Here is a 26444-nt window from a genome sequence, read left to right as displayed (position 1 = left end):
TTTGGGCCAGCCCGAAGACCTCCATCAAGTCATCATCATGGGAAAGTTATGAAGCTCTTTCGCAATAGTGTGGCAACCCTCTGCTACGGCCTGCTGCTGACCGCCGCGCCTGTGTTTGCCGTTGAATATGCCCTGCCTGCCGCCAACAGCCGCCTGGTGGGGGAAAATCTGGAATACGTGGTGCCGGCCGGGGAAAACGGCCAGCCGCTGGAGGCGGTCGCCGCCAAATTTCAGCTCGGGCTGACTAACATGCTTGAGGCCAACCCCAAGGCGGATCCCCTGCTGGTGCAGACCGGCGAGAAGCTGGTGATCCCGCAGCAGTTGATCCTGCCGGATGCGCCCCGTGAAGGGGTGGTCATCAACGTGGCCGAGATGCGCCTCTATTACTATCCCAAGGGCAAGAAGGTGGTGGAGGTGCTGCCCATCGGCATCGGCCAGCTTGGCACCGATACTCCGGAGGACTGGGTGACCAGCGTGCAGCGCAAGAAGGAGCGGCCGACCTGGACCCCAACGGCCAAGATGCACGCCGAATATGCCGCCCGTGGCGAGACCCTGCCTGCGGTCTGGCCCGCCGGTCCCGACAACCCCATGGGTCTCTATGCCCTCTACATCGGCAAGATGTACGCCATCCACGGCACCAACGCCCAGTTTGGCATCGGCCTGCGGGTAAGCCACGGCTGCGTGCGCCTGCGCAACGATGACATCGAATACCTGTTCAAGCAGGTACCGGTCGGTACCAGGGTGCAATTCGTCAATCAGCCGATCAAGGCCGCCAAAGAGCCCGATGGTCGCCGCTATCTCGAGGTGCACCAGCCGCTCTCACGCAGCGAAGCCGAGTTCAACTCCAGCCTGCCGGCGCCGCTGCCGATCACCCCGGCGGTGACCCGCTTTATCGCCCACGCCGACAGCGACTCCCAGCTGGTCAAGCAGGCGCTGGAGCAGCGCAGCGGCATGCCGATTGCCATCAATCGCTGAAGGTAGCTGAGCACCAACGGGCGATAAGACAATGACAAAGGGCGAACAGCATGCTGTTCGCCTTTTTGTTGCCTGGTGCCCTGTGACATACGGCGTCGCGAGCCCGGTCGGTGCACCGATATGCCAGCCAGATAGAGACGTGTCTGGAGTGGGGACTGCGAGGCCACTGCCGCAATATAAAATAGTGACTTATCCCCTTGTCCTGGAGGATATGTTGATGCACAAAGGTTTTTATTGTGTTTTGTGTTTGTTAAAAATGATTGAGCTCACGGGATCTGCTGATTAAGCTATGGCGGTTTTTAAGGAAAGAGCCCGTCGGTAGAGCGGGCCGTCACGCTACATGAAACGGAGTTTTGAATGACAGCTAGCACACCCATGTTAATCACCTTCCTGGTGTACATCCTCGGGATGGTGCTGATCGGCTTTATCGCCTATCGCGCCACCCGCAATTTCGACGACTACATCCTCGGCGGCCGCCGCATGGGGAGCTGGGTCACCGCCCTCTCCGCCGGTGCCTCCGACATGAGCGGTTGGCTGCTGATGGGCCTGCCTGGCGCAGTCTTCATCAGCGGCATCTCAGAGAGCTGGATCGCCATCGGTCTGGTCATCGGCGCTTATCTCAACTGGCGCTGGGTGGCCGGCCGCTTGCGGGTGCATACCGAGAAGAACCGCAACGCCCTGACCCTGCCGGACTACTTCACCTACCGCTTCGAGGATCACAGCAAGGTGCTGCGCATCCTCTCGGCCCTGGTGATCCTGCTGTTCTTCACCATCTACTGCGCCTCCGGCGTGGTGGCCGGTGCCCGCCTGTTCGAAAGCACTTTCGGCATGGATTACAACACCGCCCTCTGGGTCGGTGCCGCAGCCACCATCACCTATACCTTCTTCGGCGGCTTCCTCGCGGTGAGCTGGACCGACACGGTGCAGGCGACCCTGATGATCTTCGCCCTGATCCTCACCCCTGTGTTCGTCATCATCGCCGTGGGCGGCATCGACAGCGCCATGGTGGAAGTGGCGGCCAAGAGCGCCAGCAACCTCGACATGTTCAAGAACCTGGACGTGATCGCCATCGTCTCCCTGATGGCCTGGGGTCTGGGCTACTTCGGTCAGCCGCACATCCTGGCGCGCTTCATGGCGGCGGACTCCCACCACTCCATGGCCAGCGCCCGTCGCATCAGCATGACCTGGATGATCTTCTGCCTGGCCGGCGCCGTGGCCATCGGCTTCTTCGGTCTGGCCTACTTCGGCCGCTTCCCGGAAGTGGCCGCCGGCGTTACCGGCAACCCGGAGCGGGTCTTCATCGAACTCTCCAAGATCCTGTTCAACCCCTGGATCGCCGGTGTGCTGCTCTCCGCCATCCTGGCGGCGGTGATGAGTACCTTGAGCTGCCAGCTGCTGGTCTGCTCCAGCGCCATCACCGAGGATCTCTACAAGCCGTTCTTGCGCAAGAACGCCTCCCAGCGCGAACTGGTGTGGGTCGGCCGCCTGATGGTGCTGGCTATCGCCCTGGTGGCCATCGCGGTCGCCATGAACCCGGAGAACCGGGTGCTGGGGCTGGTGAGCTACGCCTGGGCGGGCTTCGGTGCCGCCTTCGGCCCCGTGGTACTCTTCTCCGTGCTGTGGCCGCGCATGACCCGCAACGGCGCCCTGGCCGGCATGCTGGTGGGCGCGGTTACCGTCATCGTCTGGAAGCAGTACGGTTGGCTGGGTCTGTATGAGATCATCCCGGGCTTCGTCTTCGCCAGCATTGCCATCGTGATTGGCAGCCTGCTTGGCGAAGCACCCTCCAAGGCCATGCTGGAGCGCTTCAACGAGGCGGAAGAGGAGTTCAACACCCCGGCTGCCAGCGAAGGAGCCCCGGTCGCGGTCAACTAATCTTCGAGGCAGTCTGACGCCCCTCGGCCCCGCCCCGGTCAGGGAGTACCACTTCGGTACCCTTGTCCCGGTTTGGCGGGGCTTGTTGTTATCTGGTTCATCTTCGGACTTTTTTTATGCGCTAACCCGGGTTCCCGGGTGCTGGCTTTCTTTTGTCTTGCCACCGAATATGGGACACTAGGCCCCCTGAAGGAGACCTAGAGCATGCGCCTATTCACCCTGATCCTGCTCCTCCTGCTGGGGGGCCTGCAATATGACCTCTGGCTGGGGAAGAACGGGCTGTCCGATTACCAGAACCTGTCGGATGCGATCTCGCAACAAGAGCGGGACAACCAGGCCCTCAAGGATCGTAACGACCTCATTTACCGCGAAATAGATGATCTCACCTCGGGCCTTGAGGCCATTGAGGAGCTGTCGCGCAACGATCTGGGTTATATCAAGCAGGGGGAGACCTTCTACCGGATCATCCCCAAAGAGAAAGACAAAGAGACAGTACCGGACGATGAGCCCTACCATGACTGATGCAAGCCGCGCCTTCGGTCTGACGGCGATCGTGCCGGCCGCTGGGATTGGCAGCCGGATGGGGGCCGACTGCCCGAAGCAGTACCTGCAGCTGACGGGGCAGACTATTCTGGAACACACCCTGGCGCGCCTGCTCTCACATCCTGCCATCGAGCGGGTGATAGTGGCGCTGGCGCCCCATGACCCCTGGTTCGAGAGCCTGCCCGTCGCCGCCGATCCCCGTGTCATCCGGGTCGAAGGAGGCGCCGAACGCGCCTTTTCTGTTCTCAATGCCCTCCAGGTGGCCGAGGGGGAGTGGGTGCTGGTGCACGATGCTGCCCGTCCCTGTCTGACCCACGGGGATCTCGATGCCCTGATTGCCACCGCCATGAACTGCGGTGGGGCCATCCTCGGCAGCCGGGTGCGCGATACCATGAAGCGCTCGGATGCCGCAGGCAACATCATCGCCACTGTCGAGCGTGAACAGCTGTGGCATGCCCTCACCCCGCAGATGTTCCCCACCCGCACCCTCAAGCGGGCGCTGGAAGAGGGGCTGATGCTGGGGGCCACCATTACTGACGAGGCCTCCGCCATGGAGCGGGCCGGTTTCCCGGTGCGCATGGTGGAAGGGCGCGCCGACAATATCAAGGTGACCCGGCCGGAGGATCTCTCCCTGGCCGGGCTGTTTTTAAGCCAGCAGGCATAGCCCGCGAATTCGAACAAATAGGCCCAAACAAGGAGCGCACATGATCCGGATTGGACATGGTTTTGATGTACACAAATTCGGCGGGGAAGGCCCCTGCATGCTGGGCGGGGTCGCGGTGCCGTATGAACAAGGTCTGCTGGCCCACTCCGATGGGGATGTGGTGCTGCACGCGGTGAGCGATGCCCTGCTCGGTGCCATCGGCGCCGGTGACATCGGTCGCCACTTCCCCGATACCGCGGCCGAATTCAAGGGGATCGACAGCCGCATCCTGCTGCGGGACGTCTTTGCCCGGGTGCAGCGGGCGGGTTATGCCATCGGCAACCTGGACGTGACCATCATCGCCCAGGCCCCCAAGATGGCTCCCCACATCGACGCCATGTGCGCCGTGCTGGCTGCCGATCTGCAATGTGATTTGAACCGGGTGAACGTCAAGGCGACCACCACCGAACAACTGGGATTCACGGGGCGCAAGGAAGGGATCGCCACCGAAGCCGTCGTCTTACTGGTGAAACAATAATGTTGGAACAGCTTAACTATCTGCACGGAACCCCCACCGCCCACGGCATCCTCAAGGCCGAGGCCAGCGATTTCGTGGTGATCGAGGATCTCGGGTTCGAGCCTTGCGGGGAAGGGGAGCACATCTTCGTGCGGGTGCGCAAAACCGGCGAGAACACCGCCTGGGTGGCGGGGCTGCTGGCCGATGCCGCCGGGGTCGCGCGCAATGCGGTGACCTGGGCAGGTCTGAAGGATCGCCACGCGGTGACCGAGCAGTGGTTCGGCATCCACCTGCCGGGCAAGGCCGAGCCGGACTTGTCGGTCATCGAGAGCGACAGCATCCAGATCCTGGAGGCCAAACGCCACAACCGCAAACTGCGGGTGGGCTACCTCAAGGGCAACCACTTCACCCTGCGCCTGACCGGTCTGACCCAGGCCGACGGGCTGGAGTCCCGCCTGCAGGCCATTGCCGCCCAGGGGGTGCCGAACTATTACGGCGAGCAGCGTTTTGGCCGGGAAGGCAACAACCTGGAAGCGGCCAAGGCGATGTTTGCCGGCAAGCGGATCAAGGATCGCAACAAGCGCTCCCTCTACCTCTCCGCCGCCCGCAGCATGCTGTTCAATGCCATCGTCAGCGCCCGCATCGAGCAGGGGCTGGCACACCAGCTGCTGGCCGGTGACTGCGTGATGCTGAGGGGCAGCCACTCCATCTTCAGCGAAGAGAGCGTGACCCCCGAGCTGGCAGCGCGCCTCGCCGCCGGTGACGTGCAGCTGACCGCCCCCATGTGGGGTCGTGGCCGGCTGGCGAGCCAGGGAGCAGCAGCCGAGTTCGAGCAGGGAGTGCTGGCGCCTTACAGCGACTGGTGCGAGGGGCTGGAGAAGGCCGGGCTGGATCAGGACAGGCGCCCCCTGCTGCTCAAGCCGGAACAGATGAGCTGGCAGCTGGAAGGCGATGTGCTGACCCTGTCGTTCTTCCTGCCGGCGGGCGCCTTTGCCACCAGCGTGGTGCGGGAATTAATGCAGGCCGAAGAGGCCGATCATGGTTTCAGGAAGCAGACCGATGCGAATTCTGGTCAGTAATGACGATGGTGTGCATGCCGAGGGCATTCGTGTCCTCAGCGAGGCGCTGGGCGCCTGTGGTGAGGTCATTGTGGTGGCGCCGGATCGCAACCGCAGTGGCGCCAGCCACTCCCTGACCCTGGAAGTGCCGCTGCGGGTCACCCGCATCGGCGAGACCGGGTTTCATGCGGTGAAGGGGACGCCGACCGACTGCGTCCATCTGGCAGTCAACGAGCTGGTACGCCCGGAGCCCGACATGGTGGTGGCGGGGATCAACCACGGTGCCAATCTGGGGGATGATGTCATCTACTCGGGGACGGTGGCGGCCGCTACCGAGGGGCGTCACCTGGGGTATCCCTCCATCGCCATCTCCCTGGTGGGCAAGACCCATTTCGCCACGGCGGCCCACTATGCGGCCCTGCTGGTGAAGGGGTTGATGAAGTATCCGTTGCCTGCCGACCAAATCCTCAACGTCAATGTGCCGGATCTGCCCCTCGACCAGATCAAGGGGATCAGGGTGACCCGCCTTGGCAACCGCCACCGGGCGGAGTCGATGATTTGCACCGAGGATCCCCGCGGCCAGCCCATCTACTGGATTGGCCCCCCCGGCAGCCAGCAGGATGCGGGCGATGGCACCGACTTTGCCGCCATCGAACAGGGTTATGTCTCGATTACCCCCTTGACCATCGACATGACTGCCTACGACAGTCTGGCTGGGCTGGGTGCATGGCTAGATATGCAGGGATGAGGGTGTGATAGTTCAGCGCCTTTTAAATCAACTCATTGCACAGGATATTCGCGATTTTCGCGTGTTGGCGGCGATCGCGAAAGTGCCGCGCCAGCTGTTCGTGGACGAGGCCATGGCGCACAAGGCCTGGGATAATACCGCCTTGCCCATCGGCCACGGCCAGACCATCTCGCAACCTTACATGGTGGCGCGGATGACCGAGCTGCTGATGCAGAACAATCCGGCCCACGTGCTGGAGATTGGCACTGGCTCTGGGTACCAGACGGCGATCCTCGCCCATCTGGTGGAGCATGTTTACACGGTCGAGCGGATCAAGTCGCTGCAGTTCCAGGCCAGGCGCCGTCTGCGCCAGCTCGATCTGCACAATGTCTCGGCCAAGCACGGCAACGGCTGGCTGGGTTGGCCCAGCAAAGGGCCGTTTGATGCCATTCTGGTCACCGCCGCGGCGAGCGAGATCCCCGCGGCCCTCACCGACCAGCTGGCCGAAGGGGGGCGTCTGGTGTTGCCGGTGGGCGACAAGCAGCAAACCCTGCAACTGATTGAGCGCGCCGGTTCCCAGCTGACCAGCCGGATCCTGGAGCCGGTGCGCTTTGTTCCCTTGATAGATGGAGATGTTGAGTGAAGCTGTTTTCCCGTTTGTACGTGATGGTGATGCAGTGGGCGCGCCACAAATACGCCCCCTGGTATCTCTCCGTCACCGCCTTTATCGAGTCGGTGTTCTGGCCCATCCCGGTGGATGTGATGCTGGCCCCCATGGCGCTGGCCAAGCCGCACAAGGCGTGGCATTTCGCCACTCTGGCGACCCTCTTCTCCGTACTGGGCGCCCTGTTTGGCTATGCCCTGGGCTATGCCCTGTGGGATCCTGTGGTCCAGCCCCTGGTGGCCTCCGTCGGTTACGAAGGCAAGATCGCCATCGCTCGCCAGTGGTTCGAACAGTGGGGCATCTGGGTCATTTTTATTGCCAGTTTCACGCCCATCCCTTACAAGGTATTCACCGTGACCGCCGGACTGTTGCAAATGGCTCTGGTGCCCTTCATCATCACCTCGCTGATCGGGCGTGGTATGCGCTTCTTCCTGGTTGCGGGCCTGATGCGCTGGGGCGGGGAGAAGATGGAACGCAAGCTGATGCACTATGTGGATGTGCTCGGTTGGCTCTGTATCGGTCTGGCCGTCGTGGCCTATTTCTGGTTTAGTCGTTAAGGATCCATTATGCGTTCGCGTATTTGGCAAGGAAGCAGTGTGGTCATGCTCTCATGGCTGCTGCTTGCCTGCTCCTCCAGTAAAAATGCGGCTCCGGTGGATGGTGTGGGGGGCGACCCCTTTGTCTCGACCATCCCGGTTCGCCAGGCGGGGACTCCGAACCGCGCGCCCATCACGGGCAGCAGCTATGTGGTAAAGCGGGGAGATACCCTTTACTCCATCGCCTTCAATTCGGGCAATGATGTGCCGTCGCTGGCCAGCCTCAACGGCATCAGTCCTCCCTACAACATCTATCCGGGCCAGCAGCTGCGCCTCGATGCCTCCAGCTCCGGCGCCATGGCCAGCCGCAGCACCAGCACCTATCAGGTACGCCGTGGCGATACCCTGAGCAGCATTGGTCGCCAGTTCGGTACCACGCCCCAGGAGCTGGCCCAGCGCAACAATCTGAGCGCCCCCTATGCACTGCAACCGGGCCAGGTGCTCACCGTACAATCAGCCGCCAATACGGCTCCCCAGATGGTGGCGGCCACCAAACCTGTGACCCAGCGTCCGGCAGGGGCGAGTGGTAGTGCTGGTCAGACCACGCCGTTCGTTTCTCAGAAATCCGTTGCCGAGGCTCCACCGAAAGCATACGCTCAGGCAAAAGAACAAAAAACAACCAGCTCCCAGTCACGACTGGCGTGGCACTGGCCCGCCAAAGGCCGGATTGTTGAAGGCTTCTCCGTTGCCGAACAGGGCAACAAGGGGATCGACATCGCCGGCCAGAAGGGGCAACCCGTCTACGCCGCCAGCGGCGGCAAGGTGGTGTATGCCGGAAGTGCACTGAGGGGTTATGGCAAGCTGATCATCCTCAAGCATGATGATGACTATCTTTCCGCCTATGCCCACAACGACGAGTTGAAGGTACGGGAAGGGGATAGCGTCAAGGGGGGGACAGTGATTGCCAACATGGGCAGCACGGACGCGCCGGATGTGCGATTGCATTTCGAGATCCGGTACAGAGGCAAGTCGATCAATCCGATGAGCTATTTGCCAAAGCGTTAATCCCAGAGAGTCTGTCTTACTCTGGTAACGTCAGGGAGACACACCATGAGCCAAGAACAACTGGTAATGCAGGATGCAGAATTAGAGTTTGACGCCGAATCCGAGTCTCAAGAGGTAGAGGAGTTGCAGGAGGTAGCCGCCGAGGCGGAAGAGACTATCTCCGATGAGTTGCTGGCACCTGAACTGAACAAGGTGATGGACGCCACCCAGCTCTATCTGGGGGAGATTGGCTTCTCCCCCCTCCTCACCGCCGAAGAGGAAGTCTATTACGCCCGTCGTGCCTTGCGGGGTGACAAAGCCGCCCGCAAGCGCATGATCGAGTCCAACCTGCGTCTGGTCGTCAAGATTGCCCGTCGCTACAACAACCGCGGCCTGGTGCTGCTGGATCTCATCGAAGAGGGCAACCTCGGTCTCATCCGCGCCGTCGAGAAGTTCGATCCCGAGCGCGGCTTCCGTTTTTCCACCTATGCCACCTGGTGGATCCGCCAGACCATAGAGCGGGCCATCATGAACCAGACCCGCACCATCCGTCTGCCCATCCATGTGGTCAAGGAGCTGAACGTCTACCTGCGCACCGCGCGCGAGCTCTCCCACCGTCTCGACCACGAGCCGACCGCTGAGGACATCGCCCAGGCGCTGGATCGTTCGGTGGATGACGTAAACCGCATGCTCAAGCTCAACGAGAAGATCACCTCGGTGGATACTCCCATCGGTGGCGATCGCGACAAGGCGCTGCTGGACGTGCTCTCCGATGAGCGCGGCATGGGGCCCGAGCTGGAATCCCAGGATGACGACATGCGCGCCAGCATTGTGCACTGGCTGGAGGAGCTGAATCCCAAGCAGCGTGAGGTGCTGGCCCGCCGTTTCGGCCTGCTCGGTTACGAGCCTGCCACCCTGGAAGACGTGGGGGCCGAGATTGGTCTGACCCGCGAGCGGGTGCGCCAGATCCAGGTGGAGGGGCTGCGCCGTCTGCGGGAGATCCTGCTGAGTCAGGGGCTCTCCATCGAGGCGCTGTTTCGCACCAACTAACCGTCGGCAATAGCAATGACACGAGGGGAGCCATGGCTCCCCTCGTTGTTATCTGCACTTTGCAGTGGCTTGCCCGTTACACCAGTTCCGCCAGCATGGTCTCGGCATAGGGCACCAGTGCCTCGCCATTCTTCACCTTGTCGAGATAGTCCGGGTTGGCGATGAGCGGTCGGCCGATGGCCACCAGATCGAAGCGCTCGGCCTTGATGGCCTGTGCCGCCGTCTCGGCGCTGTAGTTGCCAACCCCCACCAGATTACCCTGATAGTGGCTGCGCAGGTAGTCGGAGGCGCGGCCGTCCAGATAGTCGAAGGTCAGGCTGTCATCGAAGATCCCGAGGTGGATATAAGCCAGCGTGCGCTGGTTCAGCTCGGCCAGCAGATGGTCGAACACGGCGCGATCTTCCGGGCTGCCCGCCAGGTGAACATAGGCCCCCGGGGAGAGGCGCAGGCCGACCCGCTCACCACCGATGCGCGCGCTGATGGCATCCACCACCTCCAGCGCGAAGCGGCTCATGTTGGCCGGGTTGCCACCGTACTCATCGCTGCGCAGGTTGGAGGAGTGGTGCAGGAACTGGTCGATGAGGTAGCCGTTGGCGCCGTGGATCTCGACCCCGTCAAAGCCCGCCTCGATGGCGTTGGCGGCGGCCTGGGCATAATCCTGCACCAGCTGGGCGATCTCGGCCAGGGTCAGGGCGCGAGGCACCTGATAGGTCAGCTCGCGCATGCGCGGCACCGTGCCTTCATGGGCAACCGCAGAGGGGGCCAGCACCTCGCCGTGGTGGAAGAAGGGGTGGGAGAGGCGACCCACATGCCACAGCTGGGCGAAGATCTTGCCACCCTTGGCGTGCACGGCGCCGGTCACCTTCTTCCAGCCCTCGATCTGGGCCTCGCTGAAAAGACCCGGGGTGTTGGGATAGCCCTGACCGTCCGGGCGAATGATAACGGCTTCCGAGATGATGAGGCCGATATCGGCGCGCCGGGCGTAGTAGGCCGCCATCTGTTCGGTCGGTACCAGGCCGGGGCCCGCCATGCAGCGAGTCAGGGGCGCCATCATGAAGCGATTGGCGAGGGTGAGGGTGTCGTTGAGACGATACGGCTGAAACAGGGTGTTCATGATAGATTGTCCTGAGCGAGTTATTCTTGAATGTGCATTCAATTCGTTTTTGCGGGCGGGTGCAAGCTTTTTTTGAATGCTCGTTCAACATGGTTGGCCTTGCCCTGCTGCTGGGGTAAACTTGCCGCCCTTTGCCAAGCACTCTTGAATCGGCAGGTGTCAGCGCCCTTGCCGGTGAACCATTTCCCAGGGGAGGATCCATGCGTATTGCCGAGTTTGATCGGGACGAGGTGTTGCGAAACGCCATGGAGGCATTTCGTGCCAAGGGATATGCCAAGACCACCATGCAGGAGCTGGTGGCCGCTACCGGCCTGCACCCGGGCAGCATCTACGGCGCCTTTGGCAACAAACGCGGCCTGCTGCTGGCGGCGGTGGATCACTACGTGGAAGGCAAACGTGCCCAGCGCCGTGCGCTGCTCGACAACCCCAGCCCCTTGGCTGGGCTGGCCGCCTATCTCGAGCGGGTGGTGAGCGAGGCCCTCTGCGGGACCTGCCTGGTGACCCGTACCATGATGGAGCTGAGTGAGCAGGACGAGGAGCTGATCCAGCGAGTGAAGGTCATCTATGGCGAAATGGAGCAGGATCTGGCGGCGCAGCTGAAACAGGCCCAGGCTCTCGGTGAGCTGGCGGCCGAACGGGATATCCCGACCCTGACCGCCTTCTTGCTGATCAATATTCAGGGCCTGGTCACCTTTGCCCAGTGCCGCCCGGATCGCCCCCTGCTCGACGGGGTCGTCACCCAGCTGATCAATGCTCTGCGAGCGTGATGAGACGCAGCAAAAAACAATGGCTCCCCAGGGAGCCATTGTTGTTTAGGAGGCTGTTACTCCGGACTCACCAACTCCTTCATCAACTCTTTTAGCCACACCAGCGCTGGTTGCTGCGCATGCACGGGGTGCCAGACGCAGTTGAGGTGGTAGTCCGGCACGTCTTGTGGCAGCGGCAGGCTTTTCAGTGGCCAGTGGCTGGCAAGCAGTTCGGCCACCATGCTCGGCAGCACCAGCAGGTGATCACTTTGGCTGACGATGGCGGCGGCGGACATATAGCTCTGGCTGTTGACCGAGATGGTGCGACTAAAGCCCAGGCTCTTGAGGTAGCGATCCAGGCTCGCCTCCGAAGTGCCGAGCGGCGAGTGGAATACGTGGGGCATCGCGATCAGCTGCTGCAGGGTGATGCGTTCCTCCCACCTGGAGGGGTCATCCTCTGCTCCTGCGGGGGCCGATTTGGGGATGGACAGATCGGCGCGCACCAGACCGGCCAGAGGCTCGGTGAGCCAGGTCTCTTTGCCCAGATACCCCGGCACCTGCATGTATTCGTCAAATCCCAGCACCAGATCGATCTCGCCGCTGGCCAGTTCCGCCTCCGGCAGGGTGTCGCGCAGGATGCGGATCTCGATGGTAACCCCGGGCGCCAGCACCTTGAGGCGCTGGATAAGGGGTGGGATCAGCACGCACTCCACGTAGTCCGTGGTGCAAAGCACAAAGCGCCGCTTGGAGTGGCGCGGCTCGAACTCCTCTTCTTCACTGAGCTGTTGCTCCAGCAGCCGCAGCGCCTGCTGTACCCCCAGATGCAGCCGCTGGGCGCGCGGCGTGGGCAGCATGCCCTGCGGGGTGCGCACCAGTAGCGGGTCGCCGAAAAAGGTACGCAGCCGACCGAGGGCGTGGCTCATGGCAGGCTGGCTGATAAAGAGCGTTTCGGCGGCGCGGGTGACGCTGCCTTGTGTCATCAGGGCGTCAAAGGCGAGCAGCAGATTGAGGTCGAGCTGGTGCAGTTTCATCAAGATTATTTGCAGTGTTTATGGGACAATCCATCCTATTCATTTGATGGATGGGCGTACAACTTTTTACACTGCGACCCACTCTTATTTTTCCCTGGTTCCCGTGCAAATAGGGGGCCTCAATCCATGCAAGGAGCCTTGCGATGAGCATCAAGACCATCAACTCCACTCCGGCCGCCGACGGCTTCACCATGCCCGCCGAGTGGGCGCATCAGCAAGCTGTCTGGATGATTTGGCCGTTTCGCCCGGACAACTGGCGCGTCGCCGGCCGCTTCGCCCAGGCCACCTTCGCCAAGGTAGCTGACGCCATCGGGCAAGCTACCCCGGTCTTTATGGGTGTTCCTGCCCAGTTTATGGAGCAGGCGCGCGCCGTCATGCCCGCCCACGTCACTTTGGTCGAGATGAACAGCGATGACTGCTGGGCCCGCGACACCGGCCCCACCATAGTCACCAACGCGGCCGGTGAGTGCCGCGGCGTGGACTGGGGCTTCAACGCCTGGGGCGGCCACAAGGGTGGTCTCTACTATCCGTGGGATCAGGACGAAAAAGTGGCGGCCCAGATGCTGGAACAGCACGGCATGGATCGCTACGACGCGCCGCTCATTCTGGAAGGGGGCTCCATCCACGTCGACGGCGAAGGCACCTGCATGACCACCGCCGAGTGCCTGCTCAACGAAAACCGCAATCCGGATCTCACCAAGGAGCAGATTGAAGCACACCTTCGCGACTATCTGGGCGTCACCAACTTTATCTGGCTGGACGAGGGCGTCTACATGGACGAGACCGACGGCCATATCGACAACATGTGCTGCTTCGTGCGCCCGGGTGAAGTGGCCCTGCACTGGACCGACGACGAGAACGATCCCCAGTACGCCCGTTCCGTGGCCGCCCTCAAGGTGCTCGAGGCCGCCGTCGACGCCAAGGGGCGCAAGCTCAAAATCTGGAAGCTGCCCCAACCGGGCCCGCTGTTCTGCACCGAGGAAGAATCTGCCGGTGTCGAGAGCGGTACCGGTGTGCCGCGCGAAGCGGAAGGCCGTCTGGCCGGCTCCTACGTGAACTTCCTTATCACCAACGATCGCATCGTCTACCCGCTGCTGGACGCCGCCACCGACGGCGAGGCCCAGCGCATTCTGGAAGAGATTTTCCCGCAGCATAAAGTGGTCGGCGTGCCGGCCCGCGAGATCCTGCTGGGCGGTGGCAATATCCACTGCATTACCCAGCAGATCCCTTCAGGCAAATAAGAATCGGTTCCAAGCCAGCCGAGGTTGGTGTTCAAACCCCACGCCGTGGGGTTTTATCTCTCGATAAGTGGGTGGCCGAACATAGCTAAGCAGCGGCTACCCTCGCAAGCAATCACAACGCGGTGTCTGCCCTGCTGCGCGGATATCGCCAAACCGTCACCCTTTTACAGGAGATCCCCAATGATCGAAGTGACTGAAGTTTCCATTGCCGAGCTGCGTGCCGCGCTCGAATCCGGCCGCACCACGGCGGTCGAACTGGTCAAGGCCTACCTGGCCCGCATCGAGGCTTATGATGGCCCCGAGACCGAAACCCGCCTCAACGCTGTCGTGGTGCGCAACCCCGATGCCCTGAAAGAGGCGCAAGCTTCCGATGCGCGCCGCGCCCGTGGCGAGACCCTGGGGCCGCTCGACGGCATCCCCTATACCGCCAAGGACAGCTACCTGGTCAAGGGGCTGACCGCCGCCTCCGGCAGCCCGGCGTTTAAAGATCTGGTGGCCCAGCGTGACGCCTTCACCATCGAGCGGCTGCGCGCCGCCGGTGCCATTTGCCTGGGCAAAACCAATATGCCGCCCATGGCCAACGGCGGCATGCAGCGCGGCGTCTATGGCCGCGCCGAGAGCCCCTACAACGCCGACTACCTGACAGCGCCTTTTGCCTCCGGCTCCTCCAACGGGGCCGGCACCGCCACCGCAGCCAGTTTCGCCGCCTTTGGGCTGGCTGAAGAGACCTGGTCGAGCGGCCGGGGCCCAGCGTCGAACAACGGCCTGTGCGCCTACACTCCGTCCCGCGGCGTCATCTCGGTGCGCGGCAACTGGCCCCTGACCCCGACCATGGATGTGGTGGTGCCCTATGCCCGCACCATGAATGATCTGCTGGAAGTGCTCGACGTGGTGGTGGCCGACGATGCCGACACCCGTGGCGATCTGTGGCGCCTGCAGCCCTGGGTCAAGATCCCCAAGGCCTCCGAGGTGCGTCCGGCCTCCTACCTAGAGCTGGCCGCCAAGGCCGATGCCCTCAAGGGCAAGCGCTTCGGCGTGCCGCGCATGTTTATCAACAAGGATGAACTGGCGGGCACCAGCGACAATCCCGGCATCGGCGGCCCGACCGGCCAGCGCATCCATACCCGCGACTCCGTGATTGCCCTCTGGGAGCAGACCCGTCAGGCCCTGGAAGCCGCTGGCGCCGAAGTCATCGAAGTGGACTTCCCGCTGGTTTCCAACTGCGAAGGGGACAGACCCGGCGCGCCGACCGTGTTCAATCGCGGCATTGTGACCCCGGAGTTTCTCAACGACGAGCTGTGGGAGCTCTCCGGCTGGGCGTTCGACGACTTCCTGCGCGCCAACGGCGACCCCAAGCTCAATAAACTCGCCGATGTGGATGGCCCCCAGATCTTCCCCCACGATCCGGGCACCCTGCCGAACCGCGAGGGCGATCTGGCGGCGGGCATGGACGAGTACGTCAACATGGCCAAGCGCGGCCTGAAATCCTGGGACGAGATTGCCACCGTGCCGGACGGCCTGCGCGCTCTGGAAAAGACCCGCAAGCTGGATCTGGAGGACTGGATGGACGGGCTCAAGCTCGACGCCGTGCTCTTCCCCACCGTCGCCGACGTTGGTCCCGCCGATGCGGATGTGAATCCGATCTCGGCCGATATCGCCTGGAGCAACGGCATCTGGGTTGCCAACGGCAACCTTGCCATTCGCCACCTCGGCGTGCCGACCGTCACCGTCCCCATGGGGGTGATGGCCGATATCGGTATGCCGGTGGGGCTGACCTTCGCCGGTCGCGCCTATGACGACAACAAGCTGCTGCGCTTTGCCTCGGCCTTCGAATCCACCGGCAGCAAGCGGATGGTGCCGCCACGCACGCCGCCGTTGGGATGATTGCGGCTCTGAGTTAAATCTTTCGTGTTCTTTTTGAGATAAAAAAACCACCCGTTATGCGGGTGGTTTTTTTTATATCAAATAATATTATTGCTTTAGTAACTTCCTGTAATTAATTTTGTAGTGCAATCAAATAATTTTCAGGACATAACTTATAGAAGTTGTTGCTAACTATTAATCATCCTAATATAACTTGGCATACGAGGGTCGGTAATTTTGTAAACGCCGCGTGCTGCTTTGGTTATGATTTTCCCTTTATCTTCACGGGTGAAACGGCCAATATAGTTGCTCATGGCATTACTTGTATATTGAGTGCCGGTATCCTCTTTGATTTGAGCTATCCACTCTTGGATTGTGAACCGATTATCAGAGAATTTTGCTGCAGCATACAAAATTGACGGAAGAACAGAGGTTCTTGAAGATGTAACTGCATCTTCATAAGCCCGCTTTAGTAGACCTTCAGTGTTAATTACTGCTTTTTCTAACGCTCTTACCAAGATCACCTGATCAATTTTATTTTTGGATTCAGCAAGGGCAACCTCAGCAGACTCTTTGCAAATAAGATGTGTAAAATAAGGGAATCCATTGCTGATTTCAACGATTTTATTTTTTACATCATCATCAAAATTGATGTTTAATCCATTTTCCCCTGTGGTGATAATTTCATGAAGATATGCATCCTCTATACGGGGCAACTTTATTTCATGAAGGCATCTATTGACTGATTGGTGCCCTGCTATAAGAGATGCTCCATCACTCGCTATTCCTACTAACAATATTTTTAATTTACTATTGCTATCGCTTAATTGTTTTATTAATTCGGCAATCTCATGTTTTACTACATCACTAACAACATCAAATTCGTCAATTAATAATATGCCTTCTAATTCATTAAATGCTTGGCAAACTTTACTGGCAGTTAAATCTTCTTTTTCAATTGTAATTTTTTCTTCAACTGCAATATCAGCTCGGAATAGTTTTAATAAATTTAATCCTGCCCCTGCCTTTGTGGTGATTTCTTTTTTTTGAGATACATAATCTTCATCGAGATAAATTACTGGTTGTTGAATGATGTCTTTGAACTTTGTTTTATTATCGCAGCGTTTAATGAAAAATGGTTGAGTAAATATTTTTGCTCTCTTTCCACCTTCCAGAGTTGAGAGCGCAAGAGAGCTTTTGCCAATGCCTCGCTCTCCATAAATCATACAATGCTGGCCGGGAGTTGTTAATGTTCCTAAAATATGCTGGACTTCCTTATCTCGTCCCTTCAAGTGAGTGTAGGCTTCGATGGGTTTTGATGGAGTGAAAAAAATTTCCACATTTTTTATTTTCGCCTTCTGGTCTTTAAATTGTGCGAAAATATCATTTCCTGAATTCATGCGGTTCCTATGCCTGAAGGTAGAGTGATAATTGTGTTATTTAATAGAAACTTGTAGTTTTGATCAAGTGTTGTAGGTTCGAATAGCGCAGCGTATTCGGACGTTCGCGAACGATATATTCTGGGACACCCACCTCTTTGACAGCCGCGTGAGGCTCTGCTTGGCTTAACCGAAAGCGCAGAGGGGACTTGCCATGACCATCGCCCGTTCACGTCAAATCAGTCTGCAGGATACGCCCTACTACCACGTGGTGAGCCGCTGCGTGCGGCGGGCTTTCCTGTGTGGGGAAGATGCCCACTCTGGCCAGAGCTACGAGCATCGCCGTCAGTGGGTGGTCGACAGGCTGGGCCAGCTGTCGCGGCTCTTTGCCATCGGCATCTGCGCCTATGCCGTGATGAGCAACCACTATCATCTGGTGCTGAAAGTGGATGCAGAGCAGGCGCAGGGCTGGAGCGAGCGGGAGGTGACCGAGCGATGGGCCGGGCTGTTCCAGTGGCCGCTGCTGGTGCGACGCTGGTATCAGGGGGATGTCCTGATTGAGCCAGAGCTCACGGTGGTACAAGGGCTGATAGAAGAGTGGCGTGGGCGACTCTACTCCATCAGCTGGTTCATTCGCCTGCTCAACGAGGGGCTGGCTCGCCAAGCCAATCAAGAAGATAGCTGCAAGGGCCACTTCTGGGAGGGACGCTTCAAGAGCCAAGCCCTGCTGACGGAGTCGGCGCTATTGGCCTGTATGACCTATGTGGAGCTCAATCCCATTCGCGCCAAGTTGGCTGAGACACCGGAGGAGAGCGACTACACCAGCATCAGCCAGCGCCTCGGCCGTGCTCAAACCACCGAATTGCCGCCCCTGCTGCTCCCGTTTGCTCAGAAGGGTGAACCCCGGTCACTCCCTTACACCTTCACCGACTATCTGATTCTGGTCGACTGGACCGGCCGTGCCATCCGGGGTGACAAGCGGGGTTATATTCCCGAGGCGCTTTCCCCCATCTTGCAACGGCTGCAACTCAACGGTGAAGACTGGCTCAAGCAGGTGATGCTGTTTAAACGAAGCGGTATCCGGGCCATCGGTCACTGTGTGGCTCGTGAGCGCTACGCCCACCACTGTGGACAGCGACGATGTCATCAGCCAATTCACTGATTTCACTCCAAATCCACCTACAACCTGGTATGTCCCATGACACCAGCGTTATTGGCTGGCCGTTATCTGGCTCTTCTTTCGGCGCCTTCCATATCTCGCCCTGAAATGGTGACGATTCTGGCTGTATCCTGCTGAAACCACACCACCAGCCGATTAGATCGGTCTTCACTACAGAGATAGGTAGAAAAGTGGGTGTCCCGAACAAGAGGCCAAAGCGCCAGTAACAAAAACGCCCGATTGGGCGTTCTTTTTTATGGAGGCGGGGTGTTAGCGTCGTCCTTTGCTGCCTTTATTGTCCCCCAGAGCCTGGCGTCTGGCCTTCTGCTTCTGGGCCCCCTTGCTATTGCGGCGCGGGGTAGGGATATCTCGGGTCAGATCCGGCTCAAAGCCCGGGAACCACTGCTGGGGCAATCGGGTGTCGAGCACCGCCTCGACTTTTTCCAGCAGTGGCGTGTCCTCCGGGCTTAACAGTGTGATGGCGAGTCCCTTGTTGCCGGCGCGGCCGGTGCGGCCGATGCGGTGCACGTAGTCCTCGGCCACAAAGGGAAACTCCATGTTAATCACATAGTTGAGATCGCTGATATCGAGCCCGCGTGCCGCCACGTCGGTGGCCACCAGGGCCTGCAGGGTGCCAGCGCGAAACTCGATCAATACCTTCTCCCGCGCGCTTTGCGACAAGTCCCCGTGGAAGGTCAGCGCATTGAAGCCCGCCTTGCCAAGCTGCTGGGCCAGCTTGTCGGCTCCCTGGCGGGTGCGGCTGAAGATCAGCGCCGGCGCCCACCCCTTCGCCTTGATAAGGTGCTGCACCAGCTCTACCTTGCGCTCGCTGTCCACCGCATAGACACGCTGCTCCACCTCGGCCGCCGTGGTGTTGCGCGGTGCCACTTCAATCAGTTCGGGGTCGCGCAGCAATACCTTGCTCAAGGCAAACAGGTTGTCATCGCAGGTGGCGGAGAAGAGCAGGGTCTGGCGATCCTTTGGCAGGTGTTTCAGCAGTGCCTTGATCTCGTCCAGAAAGCCCATGTCGAGCATCCTGTCGGCCTCGTCAAACACCAGATGGGCCACAGCTTCCAGGCTCACAGCCCTATGGCGCAGGTGATCGAGCAAGCGCCCCGGGGTGGCGATCAGGATATCCACGCCCGATTTGAGTGCCTCCACCTGGGCGGCGATGCTGACCCCGCCGTAGACGAGGGTGCTGGTCAGATCGATTCCCTGCCCGTAGCGTTCGACGCTTTCATGCACCTGCACCGCCAACTCGCGGGTCGGCACCAGCACCAGGGCACGCACCGGGCGCGTCTTGTCGGTCGGCATCTTTTGTAGCTGTTCAATCAGCGGCAGCACAAAGGCGGCGGTTTTGCCGGTACCGGTCTGGGCGCCGGCCAGCAGATCCCGTCCCGCCAGAATGGCGGGGATCGCCCGAGCCTGAATAGGGGTTGGGGCGGCATAGCCCAGCTCGTTCAGGGTCTGTAGCAGATGGGGGGAGAGAGCCAGTTCGGCAAAAGAAGCAATAGACATAAGAGCACCAGATATGGGTTATCGCGGCCGGCGGCCACGACGGAAACAGTCACAATGGCCGCGATGGTAGCAGAGCCGCCTCATCGGCAGAAGCTGGCTGGGCAGAGGGCTCGCGGATCAGGCGGATCTCCTGCCCCTCATACCAAGCGATATTGTGTTTGCCGTGCTGTTTGACGTGATAGAGCAGCTCGTCGGCCAGGTGCACGGCCTCCGAGACCGTCAGATAGTCGCGAATGCGGATGATGCCGGCCGAGAAGGTGATGGGGGTCGGCAAGGCAGGGATCGCCAGTGGCTTGGCCAGCAAGCGGGCCGCCGAGTGGCGCATCATGTCGTCATCCCCCATCCCCTTGAACAGCACGATAAACTCTTCGCCTCCCCAGCGGATGGCGGTATCTATCTTGCGGGTATTGTCCTCCAGATGGCGGGCGAAGGCGGCCAGCGCTTGATCGCCCGCGTTGTGGCCATAGATGTCATTGATTGACTTGAAGTTATCGATATCCAGCAGCATCAGGTAGTCGTGCTCGTGCAACCGTGCCGGGTTAAGCACATCGCGCCTTGGCAAGCGGGTCAGCTGATCGGTATAGGCCAGGGTACGCACGCGCTGGTAGAGCTGCTTGCCGATGACCATGATCAGCAGCAACAGGATCAGATAGACCTTGAAGGCGGCACTGTGCAGCGTCACCTTGATGAAGTCGAGCCAGGAATATGCCCATTTGAGGTAGAGAATGGTCCCGGCCTTGGTGCGCATAAAGGGCTGGCTCAGGCAGATATGTCTGGCGGGGCAGGGCTTGGCAGCATCAAAGGAGATGGCGGTGCGTGTCGGGTTGAGTTCGTTGAACGGGCGCAACACATCCTCGAAGGCTTTGTCGACGGCGATGTCGATCCCGAGCAACCCATATTTGGTATCGCTTCTCTTCTGCTCCAGCACGAAGGGGAAGAACATCACTATGGTGTTGCGCAGGGTGAAACTGTCAACCTCGATATCCGAGACGAACGCCTCGTCCTTGCTGCACAGCTTGTGCTTGGTGATGAAGTCGGTGCAGCCAAAATAGTGATGCCAGGGCGCAAACGCCCTCATATTGGAGCCAATGGGCGTCAGTTTGGTCGGCAGCACATCGTCATTGGCCACCATGCCGATCAGCCGGTAGTCATTCCAGATGGTATAGATATTGATGACCTCCGGATAGGAGAGGGCATAGCGGAAGGTGTTGAGAATATTGGCGGCCGGATATTGCAGCGGGATATCGGCAAAGCGGGCCTTGCTCTCGATATCGTAGCCATAGAGGTAGTTGGTGCCCTCTTCACTCTTGGGGTTCCCTTGCTCCAGAGCGTGGTGCTGTTCGAGATAGTGGGTGATGTTCTCCACCTTGAGGATCTTGGCCCGCTGGTAGAAAACCTCGAACACGTTGTCTTGCTTGGCCGTGATGAGGTCCATGTCGTGACGGATGTTCAGATAGGTGTAGTAGAACACGCAAGCAAGGCCGGTCAGGATAAGCAGGATCACTCCCAGCAGTGCCGGTTTGGGATGATGAAAGCGAACCTGGTTCCGGATCATGGCCGGGGCTTCTCCTCGGGAATGAGTGTGATGAGTCAAGTACAGCACTGATCGGAAATGAAGTCCGTGTGGCTGGAGTATATGCCACCGGCACCCCGCTAGAATCCACTGTCAATCCTTGCCCCAGGCTGAAGCGATCGGTTATTCGATGAGGATGACGCTGTCGCTGGCCAGATGATGCAGCCACTCCCGGATGATCAGCAGCGTTGCAGCAAAATCGGCATCCCGTGGCAGCTGGCTGGCGGCGAGGGGATCCCCTTCCGCCATGGCGGCCAACTGGCCGAAGATCAGCTCGATGTGCTCCCGGCTCAGTTGGTGCGCCCCCAGCACCGGCGCCAGTGAAGGCTGGCTGCGTACCGCCAGCGGCACTCCGGGCGGGATCCGGGGGGCGATGCGCATCAGCTCATCCTCCACTACCATGATGGCGCGCTCCAGTTCGAGCGGGGTGGGCGGGGCATGTCTGAAGGGACCGGGCTGGATGGCGCGAATGCCAAAGGTCAGCGAAATTGGGGAAAGGGTGGCGTCCCACAGATCAAGGCGAACCAGGCTGCTCTTTTCACCGATCTCCAGTAGCAGGCTGTCAGTGCGGGGTGTGGATAAGGGCATAGCAACGCCTCCTGCAATGAACAATGTGGGGGGGGCAGTCGCTTGAGGGTATCGACTGGCCGTTTGATGAGCAATTTTTCTGCGAGCCAGGACTCACTTTACGGCTTTTTCCTTGCAAACGATCCCGATGGTGACAGTCTGGTTGGCCAAATGGTGTCGCCATTTTCTTCGTTTCCACCAGATTCAGGAGATTCAATATGGACATTCGTACCGCACCTCGCGCCCTTGCTCTCGCCTTTATGTTGGCCAGCGGTGTCGCCGCCGCCAACGAGGCGCTGGTGTTTCAGACCGATTTTGGTCTCAAGGATGGCGCCGTGTCGGCCATGAAGGGGGTGGCCTTCGGGGTGGATCGTACCCTGCCGCTCTATGACCTGACCCACGAGATCCCGGCTTACCACATCTGGGAAGCCTCCTACCGCCTCTATCAGACCCTGCAATATTGGCCGAAGGGTACCGTTTTTGTCAGCGTGGTGGATCCCGGCGTGGGCACGGATCGCAAGTCAGTCGTGCTCAAGACCAAGAGTGGCCACTATATCGTCTCGCCGGACAACGGCACCCTGACTCTGGTGGCCGAGCACTTCGGCATCGATCAGGTGCGCCAGATCGATGAGAAGCGCAATCGCCTCAAGGGGTCCGAAAAGTCATACACCTTCCACGGCCGCGATGTTTACGCCTATACCGGGGCCCGGCTTGCCTCCGGCACCATCAGTTACGAGCAGGTGGGGCCCAAACTGCCCGCCGAGGTGGTGACTATCCCCTATCAAGCGGCGGTGGCCGAGAAGGATGGCACGCTCAAGGGCACCATCCCCATTCTGGATGTGCAATATGGCAACGTCTGGACCAATATCGACGACGCCCTGCTGACCCAAGCCGGGATCGACAAGGGAGACACCGCCTGCATCGCGATTAGCCAGGGGGATGTCGTCAAATATGATGGCAAGGCCCCTTACGTCAGCAGCTTTGGCGATGTGCCGGAAGGGCAGCCGCTGGTTTACCTCAACAGCCTGTTGCAGGTCTCTGTGGCCCTCAACATGGATAGTTTTGCCACCAAATATCAGGTGGAGTCCGGGGCCAACTGGCATATCAGTCTGAAGAAGTGTTCACCATAAGCACGAACCATAAATAGCAACGGGCGCTGCGGCGCCCGTTTTTCATCGCAGGATTGGCCTGCCTCAGAACTCGTTGGAGAGCGCCTTGTAGCCTTTGACCAGATCGATGTTGGTGTGGGCCACGTCCTCCGAGAATTCGGCAGCATCGACCGACACCCGGGGGATGTGGGTCAGATCACTCTGCTGGTTGATGCGGGTGGTGGAGGGGACATAAAACTCCGGCGGCAGATCGCAGCCATCGATGACCGAGTTGTGACGTACCACGGCGCCGTCACCGATATGGCAGTTGAACAGCACGGTATTGAAACCGATGAAGACCCGGTTACCCACCTCGCAGGGGCCATGCACGATGGAGCGATGGGCGATGGAGCTGTATTCGCCTATGGTGACGGCAGCGCCGGATTTGGAGTGGATCACCACCCCGTCCTGAATATTGGAATTGGCGCCGATGATGATGGGCTCCATGTCGCCGCTCTCATCCACTTCGTCGGCACGGATCACCGCATAGGGGCCGACGAACACATTCTCTTTGATGATCACCTTGCCGCAGATGATGGCGGTCTTGTCGATATAGGCAGATTCGTCGATGACCGGCAGGTGGCCGGAGGGATTCTTGCGGATCATGTTACATCCTGTGGTTGCCATGAAGGATTGTCAGCTGGTGGACGGGGAGTCTACCGGTTGGCCAGCTTACGCCTCGATATCGCCTTGGGAAACCCCTCACTGGTCTGACCCTTGTCACGTTCCGGCCCGGGGTGGCTGTTGCCTGCTGCCTTAATATGGGAGCATGGGTCAACAGGGGTGACATTTGGAGCATCCCCAAGCGCAAGTGGCTGCGAGGAATAACACCAAAATGAAGAAGATGATTGGGTTGCTGATGGGAGGCCTACTGTTCTCCGCTGCCGTTCAGGCCAAAGGGGAGGCGAGGGAATTTGACTATTACGCCATGGCGCTCTCCTGGTCGCCGCAGCATTGCGCGGTAAAACCGGCCGATCGGGAGCAGTGCTCCCGCCAGCTGGGATTCGTGCTGCACGGGCTTTGGCCGCAATATCAGCGGGGCTACCCGAGCAACTGCACCGGCGAGCAGCTCTATCCCGGGATGGAGGAGGCCTTCCCCGGGCTCTATCCCAGCCGTTTTCTCTATCGCCATGAGTGGGAGAAGCACGGCACCTGCTCCGGTCTGACCCAGCAGCAGTTCCATCAGCTGGCCAGCGACCTGCGCCAGCGGGTGAACATCCCGGCCGCCTATCAGTCCCCCGAGGTGCCGCTGCGCAAGAGTAGCTTCCAGCTCAAGGCGGATCTGGCCACGGCCAACGACTGGCTGGCGCCGGACACCATCACGATCGCCTGCGCCGACGGGGGGCGTTTCCTACGGGAGATCTATGTCTGCATCAATAAGGAAGGGACGGAGGCGGTTCCCTGCTCGGACGAGATGCAAACACGGGAGCGCCGCTCCTGTGGCCAGCCGGACTTCCTGCTGCGCAGCGTTCGTTGATACCCCCACATCAGGCTCCTCGCGGGCCTGATGTGCACACACCACCTTCGGAAAGGAATCTGAACCATGGGCGAGATGAAACAGTTTTCGGTGCAGGAACGTGGCCTGCTGCTCGGCGTAAAGGGAGTCGGGCCTACCGTGATTGGCCGACTCGAACAGCTGGGCTATCACAGTTTGAGTGAACTCGCGAAGGCCGATAGTGGCCATATCGTCACGCTGGTGGCCGGTATGCTGGGCTCGACCTGTTGGCAGAACAGCCCGCAAGCTCGCGCGGCCATTGAGGGCGCCATTGCGCTGGCTCGTCGCCAGAGCGCCGACACTCCTCTCCAGGCCAACGAGGAGGCTCGCCCATGAACCGGTTTGTCGAACTGGGGCTGCGTTACCCCATCATTCAGGCACCCATGGCGGGTGTGCAGGATCACCGCCTGGTCATCGCCGCCTGCTGTGCCGGCGCGCTGGGCTCTCTGCCAGCCGCCATGCTCAATGCCGAACAGCTATATAAAGCACTGACGGCCATCCGCGCCGCAACTGACGCTCCCTTCAACGTCAATTTCTTCTGCCATCGGCAAGCTGACCCTGACCCGCAGCAGATGCTGCGCTGGCAGCAGGCTCTGGCACCTTACTACGCAGAATTGGGGATCAGTGCAGACGAGGCTGTAGCAGCCCCAAGCCGGGCTCCCTTCAATGCCGAACATGCAGCCCTGCTTGCAGAGTTCAAACCGGCGGTCGTCAGTTTTCACTTCGGCCTGCCCGAGCCCAAACTGCTGGCCTGGGTGAAAGCCATGGGGGCGTGCGTACTGGCCAGTGCAACCACAGTGGCCGAGGCGCAGTGGCTGGCCCGCCATGGCGCCGATGCCATCATCGCCCAGGGGCTGGAGGCCGGCGGCCATCGCGGCCATTTCCTCTCCGACGATCTCGACCTGCAGCAGGGCACCTTCACCCTGTTGCCGCAGATAGTAGAAGCAGTCGATCTGCCGGTGATTGCCGCAGGAGGGATCGTCGATGGTAAAGGCATTCAGGCGGCGCTGGCGCTGGGAGCGAGCGCGGTGCAGATGGGGACGGCATTTTTGTGCAGCCAGGAGGCCACCACCTCGGCGTTGCATCGGGCGGCGCTACATTCTCCCAACAGCCATCATACCGCCCTGACCAATTTGTTCAGCGGCCGTCCGGCCAGAGGCATCGTCAATCGCTTGATGCAAGAACTAGGGCCCCTGTCAGACTTGGCGCCCGATTTCCCCTATGCCGGTGGCGCTCTGGCGCCGCTGCGTGCGGCGGCAGAAAAAGCGGGAGACAGCGGCTTCTCGCCATTGTGGGCTGGGCAGAATGTGTCGGGTTGTCGTGAGCTACCGGCCGGGGAACTGATCGCCCGTTGGGTGCAGGAAGCCGGATTGGCATAAGCCTTCTATAATCGGAGTCCTGCCGATGAGCTGGGTGGACGGGCCTGGAGAGTGCTGCGCTGCTGCATATTTAATCTAAAAGCAGGTTGGTTGTGGATAAGGTTGTATAAAGCCTGTGTGTTGATATGAATAACTAAAAAAGTGCGCTTTTTTGCAATTTTATTGCATTGAGGCCCTTGCCAATGTGATCAATCTCTCTATAATGCGCCTCCATCGACACGGCAAGCGGCAACGCAAACAAGCCGGTCGGTAACCTCGAAAAGTCTGTGAAAATAAGGCTTGACTCGAGAAGGCGGTTGAGTAGAATGCCACTCCCGCAGCAGCCAAAAGCTGCGTCGCTCTTTAACAATTTGAATCAAGCAATCTGTGTGGGCACTCACAGCATCGAGCATCAAAAACAATTTTTGATTTTCAATGTCTGATGAAGTGACCAAAGCAACTTTTAGTTGCAGCAGTTAATTCAGCAATTCATTGAGCCGCCTTTATAGGCAACCAAACTTAAATTGAAGAGTTTGATCATGGCTCAGATTGAACGCTGGCGGCAGGCCTAACACATGCAAGTCGAGCGGCAGCGGGAAAGTAGCTTGCTACTTTTGCCG

Annotated in this window: 26 protein-coding genes and 1 rRNA gene; 20 read left to right on the top strand and 7 right to left on the bottom strand. The window is 59.9% G+C overall.

Annotation, left to right across the window (positions count from 1 at the left end; genetic code table 11):
• Positions 1-48 precede the first annotated feature (48 nt).
• From ACB034_RS10055 to rpoS, 11 genes are all read left to right on the top strand, one after another.
• Entirely contained in the window at positions 49-975 is a 927-nt protein-coding gene (locus tag ACB034_RS10055; RefSeq protein ID WP_371172747.1) for a L,D-transpeptidase family protein, read from the top strand.
• Positions 976-1332: 357 nt separating this feature from the next.
• The gene (gene putP, locus ACB034_RS10050; RefSeq protein ID WP_061476357.1) at positions 1333-2850 is read left to right on the top strand and encodes a sodium/proline symporter PutP; all 1518 of its coding nucleotides are present in this window, start codon (positions 1333-1335) and stop codon (positions 2848-2850) included.
• Between the two features lie 204 nt (positions 2851-3054).
• Positions 3055-3372 carry a cell division protein FtsB gene (gene ftsB / locus ACB034_RS10045; protein ID WP_026458807.1) on the top strand — a complete coding sequence of 106 codons (318 nt, stop codon included), beginning with the start codon at positions 3055-3057 and terminating at the stop codon, positions 3370-3372.
• Positions 3365-4057: a 2-C-methyl-D-erythritol 4-phosphate cytidylyltransferase gene (gene ispD / locus ACB034_RS10040; RefSeq protein ID WP_371172746.1), complete on the top strand. Its 693-nt coding sequence runs from the start codon at positions 3365-3367 to the stop codon at positions 4055-4057. The genes ftsB and ispD overlap by 8 nt, the downstream gene beginning before the upstream one ends.
• Positions 4058-4097: 40 nt before the next feature.
• On the top strand, positions 4098-4574 hold the full coding sequence (gene ispF / locus ACB034_RS10035) for a 2-C-methyl-D-erythritol 2,4-cyclodiphosphate synthase (RefSeq protein ID WP_042026884.1): 477 nt from the start codon (positions 4098-4100) through the stop codon (positions 4572-4574).
• Positions 4574-5632 carry a tRNA pseudouridine(13) synthase TruD gene (gene truD, locus ACB034_RS10030; RefSeq protein WP_342018176.1) on the top strand — a complete coding sequence of 353 codons (1059 nt, stop codon included), beginning with the start codon at positions 4574-4576 and terminating at the stop codon, positions 5630-5632. The genes ispF and truD overlap by 1 nt, the downstream gene beginning before the upstream one ends.
• On the top strand, positions 5613-6359 hold the full coding sequence (surE, locus tag ACB034_RS10025; RefSeq protein ID WP_371172745.1) for a 5'/3'-nucleotidase SurE: 747 nt from the start codon (positions 5613-5615) through the stop codon (positions 6357-6359). The genes truD and surE overlap by 20 nt, the downstream gene beginning before the upstream one ends.
• A 4-nt stretch (positions 6360-6363) precedes the next feature.
• Entirely contained in the window at positions 6364-6981 is a 618-nt protein-coding gene (locus ACB034_RS10020) for a protein-L-isoaspartate(D-aspartate) O-methyltransferase (RefSeq protein ID WP_026456796.1), read from the top strand.
• Positions 6978-7559, top strand: coding sequence for a YqaA family protein (locus tag ACB034_RS10015; protein WP_026456795.1), 582 nt, complete (start codon positions 6978-6980; stop codon positions 7557-7559). Before ACB034_RS10020 ends, ACB034_RS10015 begins: the two co-directional genes overlap by 4 nt.
• A gap of 9 nt (positions 7560-7568) precedes the next feature.
• Complete coding sequence (locus tag ACB034_RS10010) at positions 7569-8603, top strand: LysM peptidoglycan-binding domain-containing protein (RefSeq protein ID WP_042026880.1); 1035 nt, start codon at positions 7569-7571, stop codon at positions 8601-8603.
• Between the two features lie 45 nt (positions 8604-8648).
• Positions 8649-9632 carry an RNA polymerase sigma factor RpoS gene (gene rpoS, locus ACB034_RS10005; RefSeq protein ID WP_026456793.1) on the top strand — a complete coding sequence of 328 codons (984 nt, stop codon included), beginning with the start codon at positions 8649-8651 and terminating at the stop codon, positions 9630-9632.
• Between the two features lie 76 nt (positions 9633-9708).
• Here the strand turns inward: rpoS and ACB034_RS10000 are convergent, their stop codons facing one another.
• The gene (locus ACB034_RS10000; RefSeq protein WP_371172744.1) at positions 9709-10746 is read right to left on the bottom strand and encodes an alkene reductase; all 1038 of its coding nucleotides are present in this window, start codon (positions 10744-10746) and stop codon (positions 9709-9711) included.
• A 200-nt stretch (positions 10747-10946) separates the two neighbouring features.
• On the opposite strand from ACB034_RS10000, the gene ACB034_RS09995 reads away from it, so the two are divergent.
• Entirely contained in the window at positions 10947-11513 is a 567-nt protein-coding gene (locus ACB034_RS09995) for a TetR/AcrR family transcriptional regulator (RefSeq protein ID WP_042071315.1), read from the top strand.
• A 56-nt stretch (positions 11514-11569) separates the two neighbouring features.
• Here ACB034_RS09995 and ACB034_RS09990 read toward each other — a convergent pair whose 3' ends face one another.
• Positions 11570-12523 carry a LysR family transcriptional regulator gene (locus ACB034_RS09990; RefSeq protein WP_371172743.1) on the bottom strand — a complete coding sequence of 318 codons (954 nt, stop codon included), beginning with the start codon at positions 12521-12523 and terminating at the stop codon, positions 11570-11572.
• Between the two features lie 143 nt (positions 12524-12666).
• On the opposite strand from ACB034_RS09990, the gene aguA reads away from it, so the two are divergent.
• Both aguA and ACB034_RS09980 read left to right on the top strand, forming a co-directional pair.
• A complete protein-coding gene (gene aguA, locus ACB034_RS09985; protein WP_371172742.1) occupies positions 12667-13764 on the top strand; it encodes an agmatine deiminase in 1098 nt (365 codons plus the stop codon).
• A gap of 180 nt (positions 13765-13944) precedes the next feature.
• Positions 13945-15648: an amidase gene (locus ACB034_RS09980; RefSeq protein ID WP_371172741.1), complete on the top strand. Its 1704-nt coding sequence runs from the start codon at positions 13945-13947 to the stop codon at positions 15646-15648.
• A 167-nt stretch (positions 15649-15815) separates the two neighbouring features.
• On the opposite strand, the gene ACB034_RS09975 is transcribed toward ACB034_RS09980, so the two are convergent.
• On the bottom strand, positions 15816-17027 hold the full coding sequence (locus ACB034_RS09975; RefSeq protein WP_371172740.1) for an AAA family ATPase: 1212 nt from the start codon (positions 17025-17027) through the stop codon (positions 15816-15818).
• Positions 17028-17220: 193 nt separating this feature from the next.
• Between ACB034_RS09975 and ACB034_RS09970 the strand changes: the two genes are divergently transcribed.
• Positions 17221-18168, top strand: coding sequence for a transposase (locus tag ACB034_RS09970; RefSeq protein WP_371172739.1), 948 nt, complete (start codon positions 17221-17223; stop codon positions 18166-18168).
• Between the two features lie 267 nt (positions 18169-18435).
• Here ACB034_RS09970 and ACB034_RS09965 read toward each other — a convergent pair whose 3' ends face one another.
• The 3 genes from ACB034_RS09965 to ACB034_RS09955 form a co-directional block, all read right to left on the bottom strand.
• Entirely contained in the window at positions 18436-19683 is a 1248-nt protein-coding gene (locus ACB034_RS09965; RefSeq protein WP_371172738.1) for a DEAD/DEAH box helicase, read from the bottom strand.
• 49 nt (positions 19684-19732) lie between these two features.
• Complete coding sequence (locus ACB034_RS09960; RefSeq protein ID WP_342018185.1) at positions 19733-21238, bottom strand: GGDEF domain-containing protein; 1506 nt, start codon at positions 21236-21238, stop codon at positions 19733-19735.
• A gap of 141 nt (positions 21239-21379) precedes the next feature.
• Positions 21380-21844, bottom strand: coding sequence for a hypothetical protein (locus ACB034_RS09955; RefSeq protein ID WP_371172737.1), 465 nt, complete (start codon positions 21842-21844; stop codon positions 21380-21382).
• Between the two features lie 197 nt (positions 21845-22041).
• Here ACB034_RS09955 and ACB034_RS09950 point away from each other — a divergent pair, with 197 nt between their 5' ends.
• On the top strand, positions 22042-22953 hold the full coding sequence (locus ACB034_RS09950; RefSeq protein ID WP_371172736.1) for an S-adenosyl-l-methionine hydroxide adenosyltransferase family protein: 912 nt from the start codon (positions 22042-22044) through the stop codon (positions 22951-22953).
• A gap of 63 nt (positions 22954-23016) precedes the next feature.
• Here the strand turns inward: ACB034_RS09950 and ACB034_RS09945 are convergent, their stop codons facing one another.
• Complete coding sequence (locus tag ACB034_RS09945) at positions 23017-23577, bottom strand: carbonate dehydratase (RefSeq protein ID WP_026457421.1); 561 nt, start codon at positions 23575-23577, stop codon at positions 23017-23019.
• A gap of 229 nt (positions 23578-23806) precedes the next feature.
• Between ACB034_RS09945 and ACB034_RS09940 the strand changes: the two genes are divergently transcribed.
• From ACB034_RS09940 to ACB034_RS09925, 4 genes are all read left to right on the top strand, one after another.
• Entirely contained in the window at positions 23807-24448 is a 642-nt protein-coding gene (locus ACB034_RS09940; protein WP_371172735.1) for a ribonuclease, read from the top strand.
• A gap of 66 nt (positions 24449-24514) precedes the next feature.
• Positions 24515-24802 carry a helix-hairpin-helix domain-containing protein gene (locus ACB034_RS09935; RefSeq protein WP_342010614.1) on the top strand — a complete coding sequence of 96 codons (288 nt, stop codon included), beginning with the start codon at positions 24515-24517 and terminating at the stop codon, positions 24800-24802.
• Entirely contained in the window at positions 24799-25845 is a 1047-nt protein-coding gene (locus ACB034_RS09930; protein ID WP_371172734.1) for an NAD(P)H-dependent flavin oxidoreductase, read from the top strand. Before ACB034_RS09935 ends, ACB034_RS09930 begins: the two co-directional genes overlap by 4 nt.
• A 500-nt stretch (positions 25846-26345) precedes the next feature.
• Positions 26346-26444, top strand: a 16S ribosomal RNA gene (locus ACB034_RS09925); the annotation flags it as partial.

Origin of the sequence: Aeromonas sp. S18(2024) (assembly GCF_041402525.1) — a bacterium.
GTDB classification, from domain to species: domain Bacteria; phylum Pseudomonadota; class Gammaproteobacteria; order Enterobacterales; family Aeromonadaceae; genus Aeromonas; species Aeromonas enteropelogenes.
The sequence above is the reverse complement of the archived record's forward strand: the minus strand, read 5'-3'. Positions and strand labels throughout refer to the sequence as shown.